This is a genomic window from Methylomonas sp. EFPC1, from assembly GCF_016925515.1.
GTDB lineage: Bacteria > Pseudomonadota > Gammaproteobacteria > Methylococcales > Methylomonadaceae > Methylomonas > Methylomonas defluvii.
The window spans coordinates 1,097,638-1,120,496 of the sequence record NZ_CP070494.1 but is presented as its reverse complement, the minus strand read 5'-3'; the positions used below and the strand labels follow the sequence as shown (position 1 = coordinate 1,120,496).

Sequence of the window (22,859 nt, the reverse complement as noted above, 5' to 3'; positions counted from 1 at the left end):
TTTTTCTCGTTTAAGCTGCACACAGTTCAGCAAATCCTGATTTGTAGAACAGCACAAAATATCATTTAAGCGCAGTGACCAAGGCATTGACCTCCATGCGTTGCTGCAATTCGATGTCCCGAAAACCCGCCTCAGCCATCTGCGCCAACGCGACGGATTCGCGCATCACCTGATTTTCCGACTCGTCGTTAAACAGATGGACTATCCAATGTTCGAGTAAATCCAAGCGGTTGATTTCGGTCAAAACCTTAAAGTAGCCGCCAACCTCTCGCTGTATGCTGCGGGTATGCGCGCTAATATCATCCAAAGCATACCGGTCGCCGTTGACGAATTTTCCACCCGGCTTTAATACCCGATATATTTCTGCCAACACTTGCCGCCGGTAATCGCTATGGAAATTATGCAAAGTGTATGCCGACGCCAAAATATCGACGCTGTTGCTCGCTAAACCCTGCAACGCCGTCAACGCATCCTCGCCGGAAAAACGTAATCTGCCCGCGGCAACCCAATCTCGCAAACTCTGCTTCGCCTGGTTTTGCATGGTGGGTTCGTTATCGACACTCAATATACTAAGGTTGTCCGCGGCGGTCAGGATCGCCAGCGTAGTAATACCCGTGCCGCCCCCGAGCTCAACCACTGCCTGCGGCGTGCCTTGCTCCTCACAGTAATTGCCAACAATTTCACCGACCAAGCGACTCATTTCCGTCGCAAATGGGCAGATCAAATTTAACATTTGATATTCTTGACCCATCACGCTGGAGAACATCGCATCGAAGCGGTTTTCGCCTGTCATGATTGTGCTTTCAATTTTTGCTTTGCGTCATACGCTGCCAGTTGTTCAGGCGTGGCCTCGCGTTGATGTTTATCTTTCCATTCACTGTACGGCATACCATAGACAATCTCCCGCGCTTGTTCGTAATTGATGTCAATTTTGCGTTCGGCCGCCGCGGCTGCATACCATTTAGCCAGACAATTCCGGCAGAAATCGGCGAGCACCATCAGCTCGATATTTTGGACTTCGGGATGCTGTTGCAAATGGACCAGCAATTTTCTGAAAGCCGCGGCTTCCAACTCGACGTTATTGGACTGAATCATGAAATCCTCCTTTAAAACCGGCATTTTAGCAGCAAAGCCGTTAGGTTCATGTACAATTGCAGCCAAAGATTCTACAATGAAGTAATTGATACTTGGGCTCTAATCGCGCTTTGTGAACACAATACATAGTTCATCCTTGGCTTTTTATCCGGTCGGCTATAACCAGCCGAGAGCCGCACGGCCGGATAATAATCTTGAACAAAAGCAAAAGCCTAATAATGACGAAACCGGGATACCTCGGCAGAATCCTGATTTACCTAAAACATCGTCAACCGCTCAAATCAAGGCCGCTTTGGCGGACAACGGATTGACCGTAAGCAATAACGACCAACCAAATAATTCGCGCACCTTGAAAGCATTGAACGCCTACACAGAAAACCGCAATCAACCCGCTCAAAACCGGGTTGCCGAGATCATTTCCGGTATCGATCTTTACGTCTAACTCCCTCCCATCTTTCAACACCAATCATGAAACCGCTTTTAGAGTTTTTCCCAATCGTTCTATTTTTTGTCGCTTACAAACTGTACGACATTTACATTGCCACCGCCGTCGTAATCGCCGCCACGGTTGTGCAGGTCATCAGCTATTGGCTGCTATATCGTAAAGTGGAAACCATGCAGTGGATTACGCTGGGGTTGATTTTGGTCATGGGTGGAGCAACGTTGTACTTACAAGACGAGCAATTCATTAAGTGGAAACTGACCATAATTGAGTGGCTATTCGGCGGTGCATTTTTAGTCAGCCAATTCGTTGGCAAAAAGACTTTCATAGAACGCATGATGGGCGCAAACCTTGAATTGCCTGATCGCATCTGGAAACGCCTTAACATGAGCTGGTCCATGTTTTTTATCGGAGTCGGCTGTTTAAATTTGTACGTAATGGCGAACTACAGCACCGACGACTGGGTCAGTTTTAAAACTTTCGGTGTTCCTGGCCTGATGCTTATTTTTATTGCCGTACAAATAGTGTTCTTGTATAAGTTTATTCCCGCACCAGAGGCTAAAGAGTAATGTTGTATGCCGTCATTGCCGAAGATGTCGCGGACAGCTTGAGTAAACGCCTGGCCGCCCGCCCACAGCATCTGGAACGATTAACCGCATTACAAAACCAAGGCCGCTTGGTTTTGGCCGGACCGCATCCTGCGATAGATAGTGATAACCCCGGCGATGCCGGATTTAGCGGCAGCCTGATTGTTGCCGAGTTTGCCAGTCAGCAGGATGCGCAAGACTGGGCCGATGCCGATCCATATATCTCCGCGGGCGTATATGCTCGTGTTACCGTTAAACCTTTCAAACAAGTATTTCCCCAATGACAGCCGACCATATCAGACAAAAGCTGGAAGAAGCTTTTAAGCCAGAATTAATCGAAATCATCGACCATAGCGCTGCGCACGCCGGTCACGCCGGCAACAAAGGCGGCGGTCATTTCCATGTCACCCTCATATCCACTCAATTTGAAGGTAAATCCCTGGTACAAAGACATCAGCTGGTTTATCAAGCTTTGGGCGACATGATGAAGGATGAAATCCATGCCCTGGGCATTAACGCTTTAACCCCCTCTGAAAACAGCTAAAGGAAATTCTTAAGATGAAACTGAAACTTATTCCCCTGATACTAGCCAGTAGCGTATTGTTACCCGGTTGCTTCGAAGAAAAAGCTAAGGAAGCCGCCGCACCAGCAGCGCCGACTGTCAGCAAAGAGGACGCGGTTGCTTCGGTTAACGGCACCTATATCAGCAAGAAAACCTTGGAAACTTTGGAAAAGGAAATTGCGGAACGCAGCCAAGGCCAAACATTCCCCAAAGAACAGCTACTGGAAGAACTGATTCAACGCGAATTGCTGATTCAACAAGCGGTGCAAAAACAACTGGATAAATCGCCGGAAGTAATCGAACGCATGGCAACCGTAAGAAACTCCTTGCTGTCGCAAGCAGCATTACAAGATTATCTGAAAGCCAATCCGGTCACCGACGAAGAAATCAAAGCGGAATATGACTCGAAAATGGCTAACATGGGCAGCGAATACAAAGCTCGTCATATTTTGGTTAAAACCGAAGACGAAGCAAAAAAACTGATTGCAGAACTGGAAAAAGGCGGGGATTTTACCGCGCTGGCTAAAAAGCATTCTATCGATCCAATGGGCTCCGAAGGTGGCGATTTAGGTTGGTTTACCGCAGACCGTATGGTCCCGCCATTTTCTGAAGCAGTGGTTGCACTGGAGAACGGCAAATTCAGCAAAACACCGGTACAAACTCAATTTGGCTGGCACGTGATTCTGCGCGAAGAGTCCAGAGCTTTGACACCACCGCCATTTGATTCCGTCAAAGAACAAATTCGCCCAATGTTACAGCGCCAAAAAGCGCAAGCCATGATCGAAAATTTGCGTAAAAACGCCAAAGTTGAAGTCTTGCTGCCGCCGACACCGCCAAAGCAAGAAGAGGCTCAACCAGCAGCGCCAGCTGATCAGGCTGCACCAGCTCCTACTGCGGAGACCACTCCGGCCGAACCGGCCAGCGCCGCACCTAAAGCAGACGTAAAACCCACCGAACCTGCGGCTACAGCTAAATAACGCACACCCAACAGGGCGGTCCAACCGCCCTGTCTTTTTATAGTACAAGTCTTATATTGCTATAAGCTCAGCTTTCTAAATAACTATGCCGCTTGGACTTGAACTCGGGCGTGCATCTTCCGATTCTGCGTATTTTCATCCAGTAAAGCTTTAATACTGGCTGTGCATTTTCCACATACACCGCCCGCCCCCGTGCACTGCATTAGTTGCCTGCGATTGCACACACCTTGGCTAATTGCCTGCCTAACCTGCCTATCGGTGACCGCTTTACACACACATACGTACATGACACCCTCTCTTAAATCATATGCGCATTAATGATAACAATTATCATTTAAAAGTAAAGCATCCACCATCACATTTTTTTTCCACGCGAACTTCCGGAACCAATCAAAGTCCGAAGATGCAATTACCTTGCTTTGCTTAGGAAATACGCGGGATTGAGGCATGAACCCGAATTGCAAACCCGGGTTTGTTCATGATTAAATAGGACGATAACCTTTTCGTCATTTATTACAGAGCCAATGATGCAAGACTATCAAACCCAAAAACCCACCGTGTTGGAAATACTGGATACTCATCAAGCGATGCCGGGTAATCTGCTGCCCATATTGCATGGTATTCAGGACACACTGGGCTACATCCCGCCGGCTGCCGTAGTAGACATTGCCAAATCACTCAACCTTTCCCAAGCGGAAGTCCACGGGGTTATTAGTTTTTATCATTACTTCCGGGAAACTCCGCCCGGAGAGCACACGATAAGGATTTGTCGGGCCGAATCATGCCAAGCCATGAACGGTAAAGCATTGGAAACCCATGCCAAACAACAGCTTGGCATCGGCTTTCACGAAACAACAGCCGACGGAATTTTTTCATTAGAACCTGTTTATTGTTTGGGTAACTGCGCTTGCTCGCCATCAATCACGATAGACGACGAGGTGATTGGCCGCGTCACAACCGAAAAATTCGACCGATTGCTAGCCACTTATAAAGGTGCCAAATAATGACCCGCGTATTCATATCCCGCGACTCCACCGCGCTTTCCTTAGGTGCGGAGCAAGTTGCCAAGGCCTTAGCAGAGCAAGCCTCCAGCAAAAACCTATCAGTAGAAATTGTCCGCAACGGCTCGCGCGGATTGTTCTGGCTGGAAACCCTCGTAGAAGTCGAAACCAGCCAGGGCAGAGTTGCCTATGGCCCCGTGCAAGTAGAAGATGTGGCATCTTTACTCGATGCCGGCTTGCTAGAAGGGAAGCAACACCCACTCTATTTAGGCAACATTGAAGAAATAGCTTATTTCAAAAATCAAAACCGTCTTACCTTTGCTCGCGTTGGCTTAACCGACCCAGTCAATATCGACGACTATTTGGCTCACCATGGATACCGAGGTTTAAAAAATGCGCTGGCCTTACAACCAACCGAGATCGTCAAGCAAGTAACTGACTCAGGCTTACGCGGTCGTGGCGGCGCGGCGTTTCCAACCGGGATCAAATGGAATACGGTGTTAAACGCGCCCGCAGAGCAAAAATACATAGTTTGCAACGCCGACGAAGGCGACTCAGGCACCTTCTCCGACCGGATGATCATGGAAGGCGACCCCTTCGTATTGATCGAGGGTATGACTATCGCTGGCTTGGCGGTGGGCGCTACCCAAGGTTATATTTATCTGCGCGTCGAATATCCGCACGCCAAAATCGCACTGAATCAAGCCATCGAAGCCGCCTACAAAAACGGCTATCTGGGCGAAAACATTCAAGGTAGCGGCAAAACCTTCCACTTGGAAGTGCGTAGCGGCGCGGGCGCTTATATCTGCGGCGAAGAAACATCTTTATTGGAAAGCTTGGAAGGCAAACGCGGATTAGTGCGTTTTAAGCCGCCGCTTCCCGCTATCGTCGGCCTATTCGGCAAACCCACCATCGTCAACAACGTCATTTCGCTGGCTTCGATCCCGGTGATCCTAGACAAAGGCGGCGAATATTATAAAAACTACGGTATGGGCCGTTCGCGCGGTACCCTACCGCTACAACTGGCGGGCAACATCAAACATCCAGGGTTGTTTGAAGTGGCTTTCGGCATGACCTTGCGCGAGCTGCTTTACGATTACGGCGGCGGCTCCGCCAGCGGCAGGCCGATACGCGCGGTTCAGGTGGGTGGTCCATTGGGTGCCTATCTGCACGAAGGCCAGTTCGATACCCCGTTGGATTACGAAGCCTTCGCGGCAATATCAGCGGTATTAGGCCATGGCGGCATCGTGGTTCATGACGACACTGTCAACATGGCCGACATGGCCCGTTATGCAATGGAATTTTGTGTAGAAGAATCCTGCGGCAAATGCACACCTTGCCGAATCGGATCGACACGCGGCGTCGAAGTAATAGACCGCATTGTCGACGGCGTGCAAAAGGATAAAAACACCGTGTTGTTGCGCGATTTATGCGACACCATGACTTACGGATCTTTGTGTGCGATGGGCGGCATGACACCATTCCCGGTGTTGAGCGCGCTGAATCATTTCCCTGAAGACTTTGGCCTCGAAGCCGCCAAAGCCTGATCGATTACCAGGAGATAAATATGTCTGCCAATAACGAAATAGATTACGGAACTCCTGCGAGTTCGTCTGCAAATCAAGTCACTCTGGAAATCGACGGTCATAAGGTCACTGTCAATACCGGCAGTTCCGTAATGCGCGCCGCCGCCGAAGCAGGGATCAGCATTCCTAAATTATGCGCTACCGATAGCCTCGATCCGTTCGGCTCTTGTCGGATGTGCTTGGTACAAGTCGAAGGCGCGCGCGGCTATCCAGCATCTTGTACCACCCCGGTCGCCGAAGGCATGAAGGTCTGTACCCAGAACGATAAATTGGCCAGCATCAGACGCGGCATCGCCGAACTGTATATCTCCGACCATCCTTTAGACTGTCTGACCTGTGCCGCCAACGGCGACTGCGAACTGCAAGACACCGTCGGTCAAGTTGGCTTGCGTGAAGTCCGTTACGGCTTCGATGGCGAAAACCATCTGGATTCTGAAAAAGACACCAGCAATCCTTATTTCAGTTTCGACCCGGCGAAATGCATCGTCTGTTCGCGTTGTGTGCGCGCTTGCGAGGAAGTGCAAGGCACCTTCGCGTTGACCATCGACGGTCGCGGCTTCGACTCCAAAGTCTCTCCAGGCCAAAACCAGCCATTCATGGAATCCGAATGCGTATCCTGCGGCGCTTGCGTACAAGCCTGCCCTACCGCGACGCTGATGGAAAAATCGGTGATCGACAACGGCGTCCCTGAGCACAGCACCATCACCACCTGCGCCTATTGCGGGGTTGGCTGCTCATTCAAAGCCGAAATGAAAGGCGAACAACTGGTGCGCATGGTGCCTGACAAAAACGGCCAAGCCAATCATGGTCACTCTTGTGTAAAAGGTCGTTTCGCGTTCGGTTATGCCACCCACAAAGACCGCATCACCACTCCCATGGTCCGGGAAAAAATTTCCGATCCTTGGCGCGAAGTCAGCTGGGAAGAAGCCATCGGTTTTGCCGCCAACAAATTGAAAGGTATTCAAGCCAAATACGGCAAAGACTCGATAGGCGGCATCACCTCGTCACGCTGCACCAACGAAGAAACCTATCTGGTGCAAAAATTAATCCGCGCCGGCTTCGGTAACAACAATGTCGACACCTGCGCCCGCGTTTGCCACTCACCGACCGGCTACGGATTGAAAAGCACATTTGGCGAGTCATCCGGCACCCAAACCTTTGACTCGGTGATGCAGTCCGATGTGATTATGGTAATCGGCGCCAACCCAACCGACGGCCACCCGGTATTCGGTTCGATGATGAAACGCCGCTTACGCCAAGGTGCGAAACTAATCGTGGTCGATCCACGCAGCATTGATTTGGTGAGCAATAGCCCGCATGTAAAAGCCGACTATCATCTGAAACTGCGCCCCGGCACCAACGTTGCGGTTGTCACTGCATTGGCTCACGTCATCGTCACCGAAGGCCTGGCGGACGAAAAATTTGCGTTGGAACGTTGCGATGTCGAGTCGTTTAACAAATGGAAAACCTTCGTTGCGCTGCCTCAGCATTCACCTGAAGCCGTTGCCGAATTGACCGGCGTGCCTGCCGAGAGCATGCGCGCGGCAGCCCGCTTGTACGCAACAGGCGGTAATGGTGCGATCTATTACGGCTTGGGCGTTACCGAACATAGCCAAGGCTCGACGACCGTCATAGGTATCGCCAATTTAGCGATGGCTACCGGCAATATCGGCCGCGACGGCGTCGGCGTCAATCCATTGCGCGGACAAAATAACGTGCAAGGCTCTTGCGATATGGGTTCGTTCCCGCACGAGTTCGTCGGCTACCGCCATGTTTCCGATTCGCAAACCCGCATTCAGTTCGAGACAGCTTGGAACGTAGCGCTGTCATCCGAACCCGGCTTACGCATCCCGAATATGTTTGCCGCCGCTATCGACGGCAGTTTCAAAGGCTTGTACGTACAAGGCGAAGACATCGCTCAGTCTGACCCGGACATAACGCATGTCCACCACGCGCTACGCGAACTGGAATGCTTGGTGGTACAAGACATTTTCCTGAACGAAACGGCCAAATTCGCCCACGTATTTTTACCGGGCTCCTCGTTCCTGGAAAAGAACGGCACGTTTACCAACGCCGAACGCCGGATTTCACCAGTTCGCAAAGTCATGACCCCACTGGGCGGTAAGGAAGACTGGGAAGTGACCCAGGACTTGTCCAACGCGCTGGGTTATCCGATGAATTACAGTCATCCTTCGGAAATCATGGATGAAATAGCGGCGCTGACGCCACAATTTGCCGGCGTCAGTTACGAAAAAATCGACGAAATGGGCAGCATCCAATGGCCTTGCAACGACGAAACCCCGGACGGTACACCGATAATGCACGCCGATCACTTCGTCCGCGGCAAAGGTCGTTTCATGCTGACCGAATACGTTGCAACCGAAGAACGCACCAGCAGCAAGTATCCGCTGATACTGACAACCGGCCGAATCTTGTCGCAATACAACGTCGGAGCGCAAACCCGCCGCACTGAAAACGTTGCTTGGCATGAAGAAGACCGTCTGGAATTGCACCCGCACGATGCCGAAGTCTTAGGCATCAGCGATGGCGATTGGTGCGGCGTGAAAAGTCGCTCCGGCGAAACGGTATTGCGCGCCAAGGTCACGGACCGCATGCAGCCGGGCGTGGTTTATACCACTTTCCATTTCCCGCATTCCGGCGCCAACGTTATAACCACGGATAACTCGGACTGGGCAACCAACTGTCCGGAATACAAGGTGACAGCGGTGCATGTCGCCAAAGTGGCGCAACCGTCGGCATGGCAACAGGAATACCAAGACTTTTCCGACAATCAGTTGTCTTTGCTGGAAAACCGCATCGCGGTCAACGAGTAAACCGCAACCGATTTATGGATGCAGTCTCAAGCGAACTGGGCTGGACCAGCTATCGAACCGGCACGTTCGATAGCTGGCGAGGGCCTATTCATACCGCGAAGGAAGATTATGTCGCCGAAGAAGTGCCGGTGGTGTTGGTCTACAACACCATCCCGCACGTGGTGATGCTGGCAACGCCCCTTAATTTGGAAGATTTTGCGCTGGGTTTCAGCCTGACCGAGGAAATCATCGGTCATCCCTCCGAATTGCAATCGATACGTGTCGTACAACGCTCCAAAGGCGTGGAAGTCAGAATGACGATTCCGGAAGCCCGATTCGAGAAACTGCACGGCAAGGGCAAAAACATGACGGGCAGAACCGGTTGCGGTTTGTGCGGTGCCACTACGTTGGAACAAGCCATCCGCCACCCGCATCATGTCGGCCAAGGTTTAGGGCTTAGTGCACATCTATTGAGCAGCGGTTTCGCCGATATGGCGCAAAAACAATCCCTTAATTTATTGACCGGCGCGGTCCATGCGGCAGCGTGGCTGCATCCGGAACGCGGCATCGTTGCGGTACGGGAGGATGTCGGCCGCCACAATGCACTGGATAAACTGATCGGCTCATTAGCCAAGGCCAACTGCGATTTTGAAAATGGCTGGCTGCTGGTAACCAGCCGCGCCAGTTACGAAATGGTACAAAAAGCAGCCAGCGTTGGCATCACACTGCTGGCAGCCATCTCAGCACCTACCGCATTAGCGATTCAATTGGCGGAAGAGTGCGGACTGACTCTGGTCGGCTTCGCCCGTCACGAGAATCACATGATCTACACTCACCCTCATCGTTTACAACATTACCAAGAATCAGCCGCATAGAACAAACATGGATAACCATAATCTCATTAAAATGGCCAATAACATTGGCGCTTTTTTTAAATCCGAACCCGACCGGGAATTGGCCATTAAAGGCGTTGAACAACATATCCGCAACTTTTGGGAACCGCGCATGCGTACGGCCATTATCGAATATGTGCAAAAAGGCGGTACGGAGTTAATGGATATTGTGTCGGAAGCCGTATTGCATATTGCCAAATAATCTCTAGTTGGCTTGGCACTCAGCTGCAAATTACTTGAAATAAACGGTCAAGCTAATCACAGCTTTCCCCAAATAGGACCTATTTGGGGAAGTCTAGTCAGAAGTCCTTTGCTTAACGCGCGAACACCTTAATCGGCGGCGCTAAGGGGCTGAACCTCAGCGGGCAAGGTCGTACCCAAATACTTATTCAATTGGCCTTTGCTCGCTAAAATTCGAAATTGCGAGAACAACTCGTCATATTTGGCATTGATATACGAACTTTTGGCAATATAGGCCTCGTTGAAGGTATCCAACAAGTCCAATAACGTCCGTTGCCCGATATTGAATTGCTGCTGATAAGCGCTGATAGTCTTCTCGCTGGAATCGACGTGCTGTTTAAAAAACTCCAGCTGACTTTTCACGGTTTGGTGAGCCACCCACGACAAACGCATGCTTTCAATCACCTGCCTATGCGTATTATCACGAATATCCTTGGCCTGGTTGATTAACTGCGCGGTTTGCTCACGGCGGGCTACGTCCTTACCGCCGTTAAAAATGTTATAGCGCATGCGTAACATCGCGGTCATATCCGAGTTGGTACCGCGAATACCGTCCAGATTGTAGTTATGACTGACGCCGGTCTCAATATCAAAACGCGGAAAATAAGGCGCCATAGCCGTAGCATGTTGGGCAAATGCCGAATCGATATCGGAATTGGCCGATTTCAGAATAGGATGGTCGGCCAACGCTTCCTCTATAGCTTGATCAAGCGTCTGAGGTAATGCGGCTTCAGGGGACTGAATCGGCTGAATCCCTTCCGGCAGCATACCTATGACTCGCAAAAAACTGGTCTCGGCATCTTTCAAATTACCGATTTCGGACAACACATTCTTTTCCGCCAAAGCTACCCGGCCCATTGACTGATCGACGTCAGCCCGCTTACCCACACCACGTTCGCTACGCAGCTTTATTTGATCGTTGGTACCTTGATGACGTTGCAGATTTTCCTTAGCCAAATTCAACAACTCCTGACGTCGCAACACCTTGATATAGGCTTCAACACCGTCAAGCGCGGTTATTTCCGACCGGCCAAATACGGTGTAAGCTCTTGAGTCGGTGCGAGCTTCTTGCCTCTCCACTTCATTCGGAGTGGCCAGACCATCAAACAACATTTGCCTGGCTAGAATCGCCCCTTCCTCCCTATGATAAAAAACCGATCCGTCACCGCGGCCACGAGTGGTAGGGTTATTCGATTCTTCCCAGCCGATGCCGGCTGTGACATCCACCGTTGGGAAATAGCCGGCCTTGGCTTGGCCGATTTCCTCTTCAACCGCGCGGCGTTCTGATTTGGCAGCTTGGACTTGGGGATTTTCATCCAACACTTTCTGAATAGATTCTTGCAAACTCAACGCCTGGCTGCTGGATACACAGGCCAAATGCATGGCTATTCCTAAACTCAAACTCCTGCTGACTCTCATAACATTCCTCTCTGATATTGGTCGATTTCTTTTAACAATAGAGCTAATCTCAATCGGTCGTCGACATTCAATTTCCTAAAAATCGACGATAAATGCGCTTTTACAGTACGCTCGGAAATATTCATCGCAAAAGCAATACGCTTATTACTTTCGCCCTGCCGTATCATGTCCGCCACTTCCACTTCGCGCGCGGATAAACTAGCCAGTTGCTTTAGCTTTAGTTCGGTATCGATAGTATTAGGTGCAAGTTGTGGACGCCTGGCACTGGTCAGCACACCAATGACCTTGGGCACCAAAGCCCGACGAATCCAAATATCGCCCGCCAAAATACAAGCTACCGCACGAGTTAAAAGCTCCGACGCTTCGGATTGTTCGCAATAGCCGGCGGCACCATTAATCAGCACCTCGATCTGCTTATGTTCCGGCCAATCGCAACCCATCACCAGAAACCGGACCTTTTTGTTAGCAAAAACCGTTAACAAGCTGGCATCGTCATCCAGTTTTTTTGCATCGAAAATCACTGCATCGGCGGTATATTCACTGCGAATACTGTGCAGCATACTAACGTTATATTCCGCGATCAGCGCATGAGTCCACTGCGCCGTCAGCTGAGGATTATTGGAATAAATCAGTATGTTAGCCACAAATGTAATTGTTGTTATGAGTTATCGTTCTCTTAAAGCCCTATCCCTGGCTTTCAATATCGGCTTCAAGAGGTAATCAAGCACTGTTTTTTTTCCGGTTAAAATATCAACTTCCGCGGTCATCCCGGCAATAATTTCCAAACGTTCGCCGCCCTTTTCCAGGTAGTTTTTAGCGGTGCGCAAACGAATCAAGTAGTAACTGTCTTCATCTTTCTTTTCGCCGGGTATGCTGTCGGCGCTGATATGTTCCAAAGAAGCCTCCAGGCCGCCGTAGATCGAAAAATCATAAGCGCTTAGTTTTACCACAGCTTTCTGCCCAGGGCGAAGAAAAGCAATGTCCGCCGGCCGAATTTTCGCTTCTATCAACAACTGATCTTCCAGCGGCACGATTTCCAGCAAATCCATGCCGGGTTGAATAACGCCGCCCACCGTAGCCACCTTGATGCGTTTTACCGTGCCTTTTACCGGCGACAGCACTCTAGTACGGCTAACCCTATCTTCTAATGCAACGGCAGATTCGGATGTACGATCCAGTTCCGCCTTCACCTCGTTCAACTCTTTCAAGGCTTCGGTTTTATAGCGAATCTTGATCTCCGCCAATTTGTTGCGCGCTTCGTCCAATGACGAACGTAGCCGCGGCATCGCCAGATTGGCAGAATTCAGCTCGCCCTTCAAATCGTTGGCGGCACGCTGCAAACGCAATAATTCAACTTGCGACATCGCCCCGTCAGCCACCAACGGTTCAGACATCTTCACTTCATCTTGCAATAATTTGTAGCTACGCGCCAACTGGTCGCTTTTCGATTGAATTTCAATAATTTCCTGCTCTTTCTGCCGTACCTGCTCGGCGAAAATGTCACTATTCGACCTGATTTCGCTCTGCTTGGAAACCAGCAATTGCCTGGCATTCTCGGCAATTTGCGGCGCGTTTTTCAAAACCTCCTCAGGAATCGCCAAAGGCGTGCCGTTGACTTCGGCATTCAAGCGCGCGGTATTCGCCAGTAACTCGTAATACTTTAACTTGGCTTCCTTAAACGAGGAAGCAAAACGGACTTGATCGAGTTGCAGCAACACTTGATCCTTGTCCACCAATTGGCCTTCTTGAACCAATATTTCCGAAACGATACCACCCTCCAGATTCTGCACCACCTGGACCTGACTGGACGGTATGGTCTTGCCGTCACCACGTGTGACTTCGTCCAAGCTGGCAAATCCGGCCCAAACCAAGGCCACCACCACAAATGCCACCGATGACCACAGGATCAAATGGCTTTGCAAGGGTAATTCGTAAAGATTGGCGGCGTTGACGTCGCTTAAAAAGCCCTGATCTTCGGCTCGATAGCGATGCTCAGCGCGCCACTCGGCTATTTTTTTCAACATATTAAATAGCCACCTTGATCTGTCCTTGGCGCAAGGCTTCCAGCACATGATCCTTGGGACCGTCGGCGACCATATGTCCGCCGTCCATTACGATCAATCTATCCACCAAACTCAGCAACGACATGCGGTGCGTAACCAGTATCAGAGTCTGTTCGCCCAATTGCGCGGCAAACCGCTGTTTAAACGCCTCCTCGCTACTGTTGTCCATCGCATTGGTCGGCTCATCCATAATAAAAATGGATGGCGACAACAGCAAAGCTCTAGCCAGCGCAATACTCTGCCGCTGCCCACCGGACAAGGATGCACCGCGTTCGCCCACTTGCAAATCAAAACCCGCAGGATGTTTACTGACGAATTGATCCACACCGGCAATCGCCGCGGCTTTTAACACCGTAGCGTCATCGGCGTAGCGTGAACCCAAGACAATATTGTCCTTCACGCTGCCAAACATTAAGGCAATATCTTGCGGCACATAGCCGATTTGGCGGCGTAAATCGGAAGGATCGATTTGGCGAATATCGGTGCCGTCTATCAATATCGAACCCTCTTGCGCCTGATATAAACCCAGCATCAATTTTTCCAACGTACTCTTCCCGGAACCGATGCGGCCGATAAACCCCACGCGCTCACCAGCCTTGATCTTGAACGTAATGCCCTCAAGGGCCTTGACCGGTTGCTGCGGATAGCTGAAACGGACGTGCTTGAACTCTATCTCGCCCTTGAAACCCGGCCTATGCAAATAGTCCTTGCCACTCTCGCGTTCCACCGGTAAGGCCATCATGCGGTTAAACGACCCCAAGGCGGTCACAGCCTGATGGTAACGGGTCAATAATGCAGCGACCTGCCCGACCGGCGCCAAGGCCCGCGAGGTCAACATCGTGCAAGCCACCAGGCCGCCGGTCGTCAAATCGCCATCCGTAATCTGGTAGACACCGGCCACCACCACCAGTACCGATGCCAATTGCTGTAGGAAAGCAGTCAAATTGACGGTTAAGCCGGCATAAAACCGCGACTTTAACCCCAGCCGGGCAATTTCGCCGACATTCTGTTCCCAACGGCGCTGCAATTGCCCTTCCGCACCGGCCGTTTTGATAGTTTCCAGATTGGACAGCGCTTCCACCAACGTGGCATTTTTCTCGCCGCCGAATTTGAACATGGCGTTGATCGTGTTCTTTAACGGCGCCTGCAAGGCGATACCAATCAACATGGCCAACGGTAAAATCGCCAACGGAATCAAAGCCAAACTGCCGCCGACGCTATAAATAATCACTAAAAACAAAAACAAAAACGGCAAGTCGATCAATGTCACCAGCGTCGCCGAGGTCAAAAACTCGCGAAACGATTCGAATTCGCTCAGGTTGTTGGCAAATGCACCCACCGATGGCGGCCTGGCTTCCATGCGAATATTCATCAGTTTTTCAAAAATATTCGCCGACAAGATAACATCGGCGCGCTTACCGGCCGCATCGATAAAATAACTTCGCAGCAGCTTCATCGCCAATTCAAAGCCAAACACGATCAGCACGCCTACCGTCAGTACCCACAAAGTTTCCAGCGCGTGATTCGGCACCACGCGATCATACACATTCATGAAAAATAACGGCGCCGCCAAAGCAAACAGATTGACTAATACCGAAGCCGCCAACACTTCCGCATAAATCGGCCAAGATTTATACAGGACGTCCCAAAACCAATGTTTGACCTTAGGCACCGCCGATTCCGCGGTTCTGCCGTCAAAGCGATGCTGTAATTGCACAAAAAAAGCCGAACCGCTGTAACTGGCTTGCAGCTCCGCAAAGCTAACAGTCTTTTTGCCGCTCTCGGTTTCCGGCAACACCACGGTATAGTTTTCTGCGTTCTTGGCGAGCAACACGCAGGCGTTGCCATCTTTAAGCAACAACACTGCCGGTAGCACCAAATTGGAAATTTTCTGCAAGGGCCTGCGCAACAAGCGGCTGGTCAAACCGGCGCGTTCAGCGGCTCGCGTAAACAAGGCCGGCGTTAATTTATTATCGACTAAGGGCAGCCCGGCCACCAAGGCCGTGGCGGTTTGCGGGATATGCAACAACTTGCAGACCGACAGCAAAGCCAACAATAAAGGATCGTCAAACGTGGAATCTGCTGGTCCGGATATCTGGCCGCTATCAGGCATGGAGGATGTGAGTAGAAGTTATAGTTCTTATAACGCTGAAATGCGCTACTGTACTTAAGTATTATAAAGCGCTGCCATTACAACTTAAAAAGCAATTTTATCAAAGCAAATTCAATCACCGGCACCAGGTGCATCACCGATAATTTCCCGTAACAAGGCGGTGGCATAGCTACCGGCGGGCAAATTGAAGCTCAACTTGAGTTGATTATCCAACCACTGCCACGCCATATCTTGCGGCAATGCGCGCAAGGCCCGACGATCCCCTTCCAGATCAAATGCAATCAAGCCATCGGCTACGGCTGCGTTAGCGGCAATCACGGCACTTTCTATCGCACCGGCCTCAGCCGTAGCCGTCTTACCGTCACGACCCCACATGATTCCGGTGGGATGAATATCGCCCTGCTCGACACGTGCCGAGAGACTGACGTCGTTGGTATCGCCGGTAAAACAGCTATTACTGCCGTCTAGCTTGAATACATCGCCACTTATCGCACGCTGCCAATTGGCTTGCTCGACGCGCCGAGCCAAAATCAGATTGAACAAATAGGAGCGCGCCGCCGACAGATACAAGGAACGTTGTTCGCGTTTGACCTTGGCACCGGCAAACATCGCCAATGCGCGATTAATATTTTGACCGTGATGCCCGAAACGCTGCGGCCCGAAGTAATTGGGAAAGCCTTGGGCTTTAATCTGCTGCAGTTGTTTTTCGGCGAGTTCTTGCTCGCCCGTCCAATTACGGATCAAGAGCGTAAATCGATTGCCGGCCAATACGCCGCGCTTCAGTTTCCGAGCGTGACGAACCGTTTGTAAAACCTGTAACTGATCGGTTTCGATAGCTGACCAATCCGGATCAGCCTTACCCGGCAACCACACGCTGAACCACTGACGGGTGCGACCGTGTCTATCCTTCAGACCAGCGTAGCTGACATCGTGCTGTCTGACACCGGCATGGCGAGCCAACTGCCGTGCCACATATTCGGTGTTTTCGCCGATTTTTTGGATATGCAGGAATATATGCTCGCCACTGCCTTCCGGTTCAAACGATAGAATTTCTTCGACGACGAAATCTTCAGGCTCGGTTTTGATGGCGCCGGTACCGGACGGGCCACCGTAGGCGTAAGGCCATTCGGGTAAACTAAAATCTGTCATTGGACATATTCAATACACGTAGGCTATGTTGCGGCAACATTGTTAAGCCCCGCAGGCACACCCAGGCCTCTTTGGATTTGCCACCGCCCAGCAACGGTTGTCACCGGTTTATTTCTCGATCAACACCACCGCCTGCACCGCGATACCTTCCTTGCGCCCTTCGAAACCCAGTTTCTCGGTGGTAGTGGCTTTGACGTTGATGAAATCGACATCGACAACCAAGTCGGCGGCGATGTTGGCGCGCATGGCCGGCACGTGCGGCAACATTTTCGGAGCCTGGGCAATGATGGTCACATCGGCGTTGACTAACTTGTAGCCTTTTTCCTGAACGATTTTATAGACGTGGCGTAGCAATACGCGGCTGTCGGCGCCCTTGAACTCGGGGTCGGTGTCTGGAAAATGCTTGCCGATGTCGCCTAAAGCCGCCGCGCCGAGAATGGCGTCAGCTAGTGCATGCAGGACCACGTCGCCGTCGGAATGGGCTTCCAAGCCTTTTTCGTAAGGAATTTTCACGCCTCCCAAAATGATGTGGTCGCCGTCGTTGAAACGGTGGACGTCGTAGCCTTGGCCGACTCGGATCATGCTTGTTGCTCCATATAAAATTGCGCCAGCGCCAGATCTTCCGGCCGGGTGATTTTGATGTTATCGGGACGGCCTTCGACGATTTTCGGCTGGAAACCCAACAATTCCAGCGCACTGGCTTCGTCGGTAATGGCCGGATTGCCTTCGGTTTGCTGCAAGGCGTCGCGCAACATGCCGTATTTGAACATTTGTGGGGTCAACGCCCGCCAGACATGTTTGCGATCTATCGTTGCGGTAATCGTGTCGCCGTCGACGTGCTTGAGCGTGTCGTGTGAAGACAACGCCAGTATGCCACCGACCGCATCATTTTTAAGCGTGTCAATTTGCAGACGAATATCAGAAGCGGTCAGACAAGGCCGGGCGGCGTCATGCACTAGCACCCAGTCGCCTTCGGCGGCCTGGCCTTGCAAGGATTTCAACGCGGACAACACAGAGTCTGCTCGTTCCTTGCCGCCCGGCGCGGTAATGACCTGCGGATGTTTAGATACGTCCAATTCCGGCCAATACGGATCTTCAATGGATATTGCTACAGCAACGGCTTGAAAAGCGCCGGATTGCAATAAGCGGTCTAAGGTATGTTCGATGACGGTTTTGCCAGCCAGCGGCAGATATTGTTTGGGGCGATCGGCTTGCATGCGTTTGCCGACGCCCGCTGCCGGGACAACTGCCCAGCATTTGATGGATGAATTTTTTGCCACGATTACTATAAATCTTCTTCTTAGAATTCAATAAGTATTTACAAACACACTGATCGTTCTTTGGCATCTATAGCTTTCAACCCACTTTCAGCGCTAACTTCTAGTGAAATTTCTAGAGAAGTTGAACAAGGGATGCTTGCTGCTTGTTGTAATTTGCAGAATATGGCTTTATTTGTTTGAGACTCGCAATTGGCGCCAAGTTTTTCGAAAAAAACTTGAGCCTTGGCTGGGTCACTCCCTAGTTGAAAACGCCTGGATAAAGCGGCATTTAAAACAGCAATATTCAGTTCATCTCTTGCTCGAAAAGCTTGCGCATCTTCATTGTTGTCATGCCCAAACAGAATGGCACTGGCTATTTCGTCGGTATGATTTGCCTTATCTAAAGCAATTACTATATATCCAACTAATAAAACAATCGCTATTAATGGCGTTAGTACGGCAATCCATATTAATTCGGCTCGCCTCATACTACTCAAGCACTTGAAAGAAAGTTTCGTTTTCCTTGATCATGCCCAGCTCGTAGCGGGCGCGTTCTTCGATGGTTTCCAAGCCACGGCGCAAATCCAGTACCTCGGCATATAAGGAGTCGTTGCGTTCCTTTTTTTCCTGGGCTTCCTTGGTCAAGGTTTCCAGGCGTTCCCGATAATCGCTAATCTGCGAGACGCTGGCATCACCTAGCCACAACCGATACTGGAAGTGAACAATCAACAGAATGATGATGGCGATCAGGGTTTTAATGGCGGTATCTCAATGTAGGTTGGGTTATGCTCGATAGAGCGTAACCCAACATCGTAAAGCAATCATGTCGGGTTACGCTTCGCTAACCCGACCTACATTTATTTGGACAACATTTTGAACGCGCTACGGCCGGCGTATTTAGCTTTGTCGCCCAACTCGTCTTCGATTTTCATCAGACGGTTGTATTTGGCAACCCGGTCGGAACGGCTCAGTGAACCGGTTTTGATTTGGCCGGTGCCGGTGGCGACCACCAAGTCGGCGATGGTGGTGTCTTCGGTTTCGCCGGAACGGTGAGAAACCACGGCGCTGTAACCCGCAGCAGCAGCCATATCGATAGCGGCCAGCGTTTCGGTCAAGGTACCGATTTGGTTGACTTTGATCAGAATGGAGTTGGCGATGCCCTTCTCGATACCTTCTTTCAGGATGGCAGGGTTGGTCACGAACAAATCGTCGCCGACCAATTGAATTTTGCCGCCCAATTTTTCAGTTTCATATTTCCAGCCGTCCCAGTCGTTTTCGTCCAAACCGTCTTCGATGGAGATAATGGGATATTTATCCACCCAGGCTGCCAGGAAATCGACCATTTCTGTGGAGTTGAAACTACGGTTTTCTGCGGACAACACATATTTGCCGTCATCGAAGTATTCAGAAGCGGCCGCGTCCATACCCAAATAGATGTCTTCACCCGCTTTGTAACCAGCTTTTTCAATGGCTTCCAGGATGACTTCGATGGCTTCTTCGTTAGAAGACAAGTTAGGCGCAAAGCCACCTTCGTCACCCACCGTAGTCGCCAAACCGCGGCTTTTTAATACTTTAGCTAGGTTATGGAATACTTCAGCGCCGTAACGAATCGCTTCACGGAAGGTTGGCGCGCCGACAGGCAGAATCATGAATTCTTGCAAATCCACGCTGTTGTCAGCGTGAGAACCGCCGTTGATGATGTTCATCATTGGTACAGGCAGGATGAATTCGCCGGATTTGTTGAGGAATTTGTACAACGGTACGCCGGCTTCTTGCGCGGCAGCACGGGCAGCCGCCATGGAAACACCCAGGATAGCATTGGCGCCAATACGGCTTTTGCTTGGGGTGCCGTCTAAGGCAATCATTTTTTCGTCCAGTGCAGCTTGGTTGTTGGCATCCATACCTACAACGGCTTCACGGATTTCGGTGTTGACGAAATTAACCGCTTTCAACACACCTTTGCCCAGATAACGGGCTTTATCACCGTCGCGCAACTCAATCGCTTCGCGTTCGCCGGTGGAGGCGCCGGATGGCACCATCGCAGTACCGACGATGCCGGATGCCAAATACACTTCCGCTTCTACAGTTGGGTTACCGCGTGAATCCAGAACTTCTCTTGCCTTTACGTCTACTATTCTTGCCATTATTTTGCCCTATAGTGTGGTTTCAATCAGGCTGGTGGATTTAACAGCCCGGTCTATCGTTACTAACATTTCCAATAATTCTTTCATGCGGTGCAAGGGCCAGGAATTGGGACCGTCGCTCAACGCTTCTTCGGGTTTGGGATGCGATTCCATGAACAGCCCGGCGATACCCACAGCGACTGCGGCGCGCGCCAACACGGGCACGTGCTCTCGCTGACCACCGGAGACATTGCCCTGCCCGCCCGGTAACTGCACGGAATGGGTGGCATCGAATACCACCGGGCAACCGGTGTCGCGCATTACGGCCAGCGAACGCATGTCCGAAACCAAATTATTATAGCCAAACGACACGCCGCGCTCGCAAACCATGATTTGCTGATTGCCGGTGGCTTTGGCTTTGGCGGCGACATTGGCCATATCCCAAGGCGCTAAAAACTGGCCTTTTTTGATATTCACCGGCTTGCCCAAAGCCGCGACGCTTTGAATGAAATTGGTCTGGCGGCACAGGAATGCCGGGGTTTGCAATACATCCACCACCGCCGCCACTTCCGCCAGTGGCGTGTCTTCATGCACGTCGGTCAATACTGGCACGCTTAATTGTTGCTTCACTTTTTCCAGGATCTGCAAACCTTTTTCCAGGCCCGGACCGCGAAAACTGCCCAATGAAGAACGGTTGGCTTTGTCGAACGAGGATTTGTAGATAAACGGAATAGCCAACTCGTCGGCTATTTCTTTCAATTTACCGGCGGTATCCATGGTCATTTGTTCGCTTTCGATCACACAAGTACCGGCGATCAGGAAAAACGGCTTATCCAGGCCAACTTCGAAATTACATAATTGCATGTTTAACCTTGTTTATGCCCCTAAAGGGTGTTTCTTGTGTTTGGCGGCCGCTTCGACGAAGCCGGAGAACAACGGATGACCGTTACGCGGTGTCGAGGTGAATTCAGGATGGAATTGGCAGGCCAAAAACCAGGGATGATCGGGCAGCTCAATAATTTCTACCAAGCGGCCATCCAGCGACTTACCGGAAAAACGCATGCCTGCGGCTTCCAATTGCTTCAAATACTGATTGTTAAATTCGTAACGGTGACGATGGCGCTCGGTAATCACATCTTTTTGGTACAACTCGAATGCCAATGAATCGGATTTTAAGCGGCATTTCTGCGCGCCCAAGCGCATGGTGCCACCGATGTCGGAGTCTTCGTCGCGCACGTTCAACTGTCCGGCTTCATCCATCCATTCGGTAATCAAGCCGATGATGGGGTGCGGGCTATTCGGCAAAAACTCGGTGCTATGCGCGCCTTCCAAACCGACCACATCGCGAGCAAACTCGATAACCGCGGACTGCATGCCCAAACAAATGCCCAAGTAAGGAATCTTGTTCTCGCGGGCGAAGCGTACCGTAGAAATCTTACCTTCTACGCCGCGCTCACCAAAGCCGCCTGGCACCAGAATCGCATCGACATCTTTCAGCTTTGCCGTGCCTTCGGCTTCGATGGTTTCGGAATCGATATAAGTGATTTGCACCTTGTGACGGGTGTGGATCCCAGCGTGAATCAAAGCCTCATTCAAGGATTTGTAGGCATCGGTGTGATCGACATATTTACCGACAATGGCAATATTGACTTCATCGGTGGGGTGAGTCAGGCCATCGACCACTTTCTCCCAAGCCGACAAATCAGCCGGCGGCACGTCGAGGCGTAACTGAGCCACGACGATGTCGTCCAGGCCTTGTTCGCGCAACAGCAGAGGAATGCGGTAGATGGTATCGGCGTCAATCGCGGAAATAACCGCTTTCTCATTGACATTGGTGAACAAGGCGATTTTTTTACGCTCACTGGCCGGAATCGGCTGCTCGGAACGGCAAATCAAAATATCCGGCTGGATACCGATAGTACGCAGCTCTTTTACGGAATGCTGCGTCGGCTTGGTTTTAATCTCGCCGGCCGACTTGATGTAGGGCACTAAAGTCAGGTGGATAAATACCGCCCGGTCTCGGCCCAATTCCACGCCCATTTGCCGGATGGATTCCAAAAACGGCAGAGATTCGATGTCACCAACCGTGCCGCCGACCTCGATCAACGCCACATCTGTACCTTCCGCACTGGCATAAACGCGGCGTTTGATTTCGTCGGTAATATGCGGAATGACCTGTACGGTCGCCCCAAGATACTCGCCTTTACGCTCGTTACGCAGCACTTGCTCGTAGACTTGGCCGGTAGTGAAGTTGTTTTTCTTGGCCATCGTGGTTTTTAAAAACCGCTCGTAATGGCCTAAATCCAGATCGGTTTCCGCACCATCCTCGGTAACGAACACCTCGCCGTGTTGAAACGGGCTCATGGTGCCGGGATCGACGTTGATGTAAGGATCGAGTTTGGTGAGAGTAACTTTCAGGCCGCGATCTTCCAAGATGGCTGCCAACGATGAAGCGGCTATCCCTTTTCCCAAGGATGAAACCACTCCGCCGGTGATGAATATGAATTTTGTCATGAACGTTTGGCGCCCTGTTAAGC

25 protein-coding genes are annotated in these 22,859 nt (G+C 51.0%); 10 read left to right on the top strand and 15 right to left on the bottom strand.

Going from position 1 to position 22,859, the window contains the following annotated elements; translation table 11 throughout:
• Nucleotides 1-61 precede the first annotated feature (61 nt).
• Both JWZ98_RS05340 and JWZ98_RS05335 read right to left on the bottom strand, forming a co-directional pair.
• A complete protein-coding gene (locus JWZ98_RS05340) occupies nt 62-793 on the bottom strand; it encodes a class I SAM-dependent methyltransferase (RefSeq protein ID WP_205453544.1) in 732 nt (243 codons plus the stop codon).
• Nucleotides 790-1,095, bottom strand: coding sequence for a DUF1244 domain-containing protein (locus JWZ98_RS05335; RefSeq protein WP_205453543.1), 306 nt, complete (start codon nt 1,093-1,095; stop codon nt 790-792). The genes JWZ98_RS05340 and JWZ98_RS05335 overlap by 4 nt, the downstream gene beginning before the upstream one ends.
• A gap of 112 nt (nt 1,096-1,207) precedes the next feature.
• On the opposite strand from JWZ98_RS05335, the gene JWZ98_RS05330 reads away from it, so the two are divergent.
• From JWZ98_RS05330 to JWZ98_RS05310, 5 genes are read left to right on the top strand one after another with little or no spacing between them, the layout of a single operon-like run.
• On the top strand, nt 1,208-1,537 hold the full coding sequence (locus JWZ98_RS05330; protein WP_205453542.1) for a hypothetical protein: 330 nt from the start codon (nt 1,208-1,210) through the stop codon (nt 1,535-1,537).
• 26 nt (nt 1,538-1,563) lie between these two features.
• Complete coding sequence (locus JWZ98_RS05325) at nt 1,564-2,106, top strand: septation protein A (RefSeq protein ID WP_033158845.1); 543 nt, start codon at nt 1,564-1,566, stop codon at nt 2,104-2,106.
• Nucleotides 2,106-2,408, top strand: coding sequence for a YciI family protein (locus JWZ98_RS05320; protein WP_033158844.1), 303 nt, complete (start codon nt 2,106-2,108; stop codon nt 2,406-2,408). The genes JWZ98_RS05325 and JWZ98_RS05320 overlap by 1 nt, the downstream gene beginning before the upstream one ends.
• Nucleotides 2,405-2,668, top strand: coding sequence for a BolA family protein (locus JWZ98_RS05315; RefSeq protein ID WP_020482975.1), 264 nt, complete (start codon nt 2,405-2,407; stop codon nt 2,666-2,668). The genes JWZ98_RS05320 and JWZ98_RS05315 overlap by 4 nt, the downstream gene beginning before the upstream one ends.
• Before the next feature lie 14 nt (nt 2,669-2,682).
• Nucleotides 2,683-3,663 (top strand): peptidylprolyl isomerase, encoded by a 981-nt coding sequence (locus JWZ98_RS05310; protein ID WP_205453541.1) that lies wholly within the window; start codon nt 2,683-2,685, stop codon nt 3,661-3,663.
• An 83-nt stretch (nt 3,664-3,746) separates the two neighbouring features.
• On the opposite strand, the gene JWZ98_RS05305 is transcribed toward JWZ98_RS05310, so the two are convergent.
• Nucleotides 3,747-3,950, bottom strand: coding sequence for a (2Fe-2S)-binding protein (locus JWZ98_RS05305; RefSeq protein ID WP_084153452.1), 204 nt, complete (start codon nt 3,948-3,950; stop codon nt 3,747-3,749).
• 240 nt (nt 3,951-4,190) lie between these two features.
• Here JWZ98_RS05305 and JWZ98_RS05300 point away from each other — a divergent pair, with 240 nt between their 5' ends.
• The 5 genes from JWZ98_RS05300 to JWZ98_RS05280 are packed head-to-tail and all read left to right on the top strand — an operon-like array spanning nt 4,191 to nt 10,158.
• The gene (locus tag JWZ98_RS05300; RefSeq protein ID WP_205454392.1) at nt 4,191-4,667 is read left to right on the top strand and encodes a formate dehydrogenase subunit gamma; all 477 of its coding nucleotides are present in this window, start codon (nt 4,191-4,193) and stop codon (nt 4,665-4,667) included.
• On the top strand, nt 4,667-6,211 hold the full coding sequence (locus JWZ98_RS05295) for an NADH-quinone oxidoreductase subunit NuoF (RefSeq protein ID WP_205453540.1): 1,545 nt from the start codon (nt 4,667-4,669) through the stop codon (nt 6,209-6,211). The genes JWZ98_RS05300 and JWZ98_RS05295 overlap by 1 nt, the downstream gene beginning before the upstream one ends.
• 20 nt (nt 6,212-6,231) lie before the next feature.
• Nucleotides 6,232-9,084, top strand: a complete 2,853-nt coding sequence (fdhF, locus tag JWZ98_RS05290) for a formate dehydrogenase subunit alpha (protein ID WP_205453539.1) — start codon at nt 6,232-6,234, stop codon at nt 9,082-9,084.
• 14 nt (nt 9,085-9,098) lie between these two features.
• On the top strand, nt 9,099-9,938 hold the full coding sequence (fdhD, locus tag JWZ98_RS05285) for a formate dehydrogenase accessory sulfurtransferase FdhD (RefSeq protein ID WP_205453538.1): 840 nt from the start codon (nt 9,099-9,101) through the stop codon (nt 9,936-9,938).
• Nucleotides 9,939-9,969: 31 nt separating this feature from the next.
• Nucleotides 9,970-10,158 (top strand): formate dehydrogenase subunit delta, encoded by a 189-nt coding sequence (locus tag JWZ98_RS05280; RefSeq protein ID WP_346015188.1) that lies wholly within the window; start codon nt 9,970-9,972, stop codon nt 10,156-10,158.
• Nucleotides 10,159-10,286: 128 nt separating this feature from the next.
• Here the strand turns inward: JWZ98_RS05280 and JWZ98_RS05275 are convergent, their stop codons facing one another.
• From JWZ98_RS05275 to JWZ98_RS05220, 12 genes are all read right to left on the bottom strand, one after another.
• Entirely contained in the window at nt 10,287-11,579 is a 1,293-nt protein-coding gene (locus JWZ98_RS05275; protein ID WP_033158839.1) for a TolC family outer membrane protein, read from the bottom strand.
• A gap of 32 nt (nt 11,580-11,611) precedes the next feature.
• Nucleotides 11,612-12,259 carry a response regulator transcription factor gene (locus JWZ98_RS05270; protein ID WP_240348219.1) on the bottom strand — a complete coding sequence of 216 codons (648 nt, stop codon included), beginning with the start codon at nt 12,257-12,259 and terminating at the stop codon, nt 11,612-11,614.
• A gap of 21 nt (nt 12,260-12,280) precedes the next feature.
• A complete protein-coding gene (locus tag JWZ98_RS05265) occupies nt 12,281-13,639 on the bottom strand; it encodes an HlyD family type I secretion periplasmic adaptor subunit (protein WP_033158837.1) in 1,359 nt (452 codons plus the stop codon).
• A 1-nt stretch (nt 13,640) separates the two neighbouring features.
• On the bottom strand, nt 13,641-15,791 hold the full coding sequence (locus JWZ98_RS05260) for a type I secretion system permease/ATPase (RefSeq protein WP_205453536.1): 2,151 nt from the start codon (nt 15,789-15,791) through the stop codon (nt 13,641-13,643).
• A 111-nt stretch (nt 15,792-15,902) separates the two neighbouring features.
• Nucleotides 15,903-16,940: a tRNA pseudouridine(13) synthase TruD gene (truD, locus tag JWZ98_RS05255; protein WP_205453535.1), complete on the bottom strand. Its 1,038-nt coding sequence runs from the start codon at nt 16,938-16,940 to the stop codon at nt 15,903-15,905.
• A gap of 108 nt (nt 16,941-17,048) precedes the next feature.
• Entirely contained in the window at nt 17,049-17,522 is a 474-nt protein-coding gene (gene ispF / locus JWZ98_RS05250; RefSeq protein ID WP_205453534.1) for a 2-C-methyl-D-erythritol 2,4-cyclodiphosphate synthase, read from the bottom strand.
• Nucleotides 17,519-18,220, bottom strand: a complete 702-nt coding sequence (gene ispD / locus JWZ98_RS05245; protein WP_275899178.1) for a 2-C-methyl-D-erythritol 4-phosphate cytidylyltransferase — start codon at nt 18,218-18,220, stop codon at nt 17,519-17,521. Before ispD ends, ispF begins: the two co-directional genes overlap by 4 nt.
• 38 nt (nt 18,221-18,258) lie before the next feature.
• Nucleotides 18,259-18,687 (bottom strand): hypothetical protein, encoded by a 429-nt coding sequence (locus tag JWZ98_RS05240; protein ID WP_205453533.1) that lies wholly within the window; start codon nt 18,685-18,687, stop codon nt 18,259-18,261.
• A gap of 1 nt (nt 18,688) precedes the next feature.
• Complete coding sequence (locus JWZ98_RS05235) at nt 18,689-18,958, bottom strand: septum formation initiator family protein (protein ID WP_101051831.1); 270 nt, start codon at nt 18,956-18,958, stop codon at nt 18,689-18,691.
• Nucleotides 18,959-19,056: 98 nt separating this feature from the next.
• Entirely contained in the window at nt 19,057-20,343 is a 1,287-nt protein-coding gene (gene eno / locus JWZ98_RS05230; RefSeq protein ID WP_171696329.1) for a phosphopyruvate hydratase, read from the bottom strand.
• A gap of 9 nt (nt 20,344-20,352) precedes the next feature.
• Nucleotides 20,353-21,186 (bottom strand): 3-deoxy-8-phosphooctulonate synthase, encoded by an 834-nt coding sequence (gene kdsA, locus JWZ98_RS05225; protein ID WP_205453532.1) that lies wholly within the window; start codon nt 21,184-21,186, stop codon nt 20,353-20,355.
• Between the two features lie 12 nt (nt 21,187-21,198).
• On the bottom strand, nt 21,199-22,836 hold the full coding sequence (locus tag JWZ98_RS05220) for a CTP synthase (RefSeq protein WP_033158830.1): 1,638 nt from the start codon (nt 22,834-22,836) through the stop codon (nt 21,199-21,201).
• Nucleotides 22,837-22,859 lie beyond the last annotated feature (23 nt).

Excerpts from the sequence above, each read along its gene's own strand:
- JWZ98_RS05340 (WP_205453544.1), bottom strand. The coding sequence starts at position 793 with ATGACAGGCGAAAACCGCTTCGATGCGATGTTCTCCAGCGTGATGGGT.
- JWZ98_RS05335 (WP_205453543.1), bottom strand. The coding sequence starts at position 1,095 with ATGATTCAGTCCAATAACGTCGAGTTGGAAGCCGCGGCTTTCAGAAAA.
- JWZ98_RS05325 (WP_033158845.1), top strand. The coding sequence starts at position 1,564 with ATGAAACCGCTTTTAGAGTTTTTCCCAATCGTTCTATTTTTTGTCGCT.
- JWZ98_RS05320 (WP_033158844.1), top strand. The coding sequence starts at position 2,106 with ATGTTGTATGCCGTCATTGCCGAAGATGTCGCGGACAGCTTGAGTAAA.
- JWZ98_RS05315 (WP_020482975.1), top strand. The coding sequence starts at position 2,405 with ATGACAGCCGACCATATCAGACAAAAGCTGGAAGAAGCTTTTAAGCCA.
- JWZ98_RS05310 (WP_205453541.1), top strand. The coding sequence starts at position 2,683 with ATGAAACTGAAACTTATTCCCCTGATACTAGCCAGTAGCGTATTGTTA.
- JWZ98_RS05305 (WP_084153452.1), bottom strand. The coding sequence starts at position 3,950 with ATGTACGTATGTGTGTGTAAAGCGGTCACCGATAGGCAGGTTAGGCAG.
- JWZ98_RS05300 (WP_205454392.1), top strand. The coding sequence starts at position 4,191 with ATGCAAGACTATCAAACCCAAAAACCCACCGTGTTGGAAATACTGGAT.
- JWZ98_RS05295 (WP_205453540.1), top strand. The coding sequence starts at position 4,667 with ATGACCCGCGTATTCATATCCCGCGACTCCACCGCGCTTTCCTTAGGT.
- fdhF (WP_205453539.1), top strand. The coding sequence starts at position 6,232 with ATGTCTGCCAATAACGAAATAGATTACGGAACTCCTGCGAGTTCGTCT.
- fdhD (WP_205453538.1), top strand. The coding sequence starts at position 9,099 with ATGGATGCAGTCTCAAGCGAACTGGGCTGGACCAGCTATCGAACCGGC.
- JWZ98_RS05280 (WP_346015188.1), top strand. The coding sequence starts at position 9,970 with ATGGCCAATAACATTGGCGCTTTTTTTAAATCCGAACCCGACCGGGAA.
- JWZ98_RS05275 (WP_033158839.1), bottom strand. The coding sequence starts at position 11,579 with ATGCATTTGGCCTGTGTATCCAGCAGCCAGGCGTTGAGTTTGCAAGAA.
- JWZ98_RS05265 (WP_033158837.1), bottom strand. The coding sequence starts at position 13,639 with ATGTTGAAAAAAATAGCCGAGTGGCGCGCTGAGCATCGCTATCGAGCC.
- JWZ98_RS05260 (WP_205453536.1), bottom strand. The coding sequence starts at position 15,791 with ATGCCTGATAGCGGCCAGATATCCGGACCAGCAGATTCCACGTTTGAC.
- truD (WP_205453535.1), bottom strand. The coding sequence starts at position 16,940 with ATGACAGATTTTAGTTTACCCGAATGGCCTTACGCCTACGGTGGCCCG.
- ispF (WP_205453534.1), bottom strand. The coding sequence starts at position 17,522 with ATGATCCGAGTCGGCCAAGGCTACGACGTCCACCGTTTCAACGACGGC.
- JWZ98_RS05240 (WP_205453533.1), bottom strand. The coding sequence starts at position 18,687 with ATGAGGCGAGCCGAATTAATATGGATTGCCGTACTAACGCCATTAATA.
- eno (WP_171696329.1), bottom strand. The coding sequence starts at position 20,343 with ATGGCAAGAATAGTAGACGTAAAGGCAAGAGAAGTTCTGGATTCACGC.
- kdsA (WP_205453532.1), bottom strand. The coding sequence starts at position 21,186 with ATGCAATTATGTAATTTCGAAGTTGGCCTGGATAAGCCGTTTTTCCTG.
- JWZ98_RS05220 (WP_033158830.1), bottom strand. The coding sequence starts at position 22,836 with ATGACAAAATTCATATTCATCACCGGCGGAGTGGTTTCATCCTTGGGA.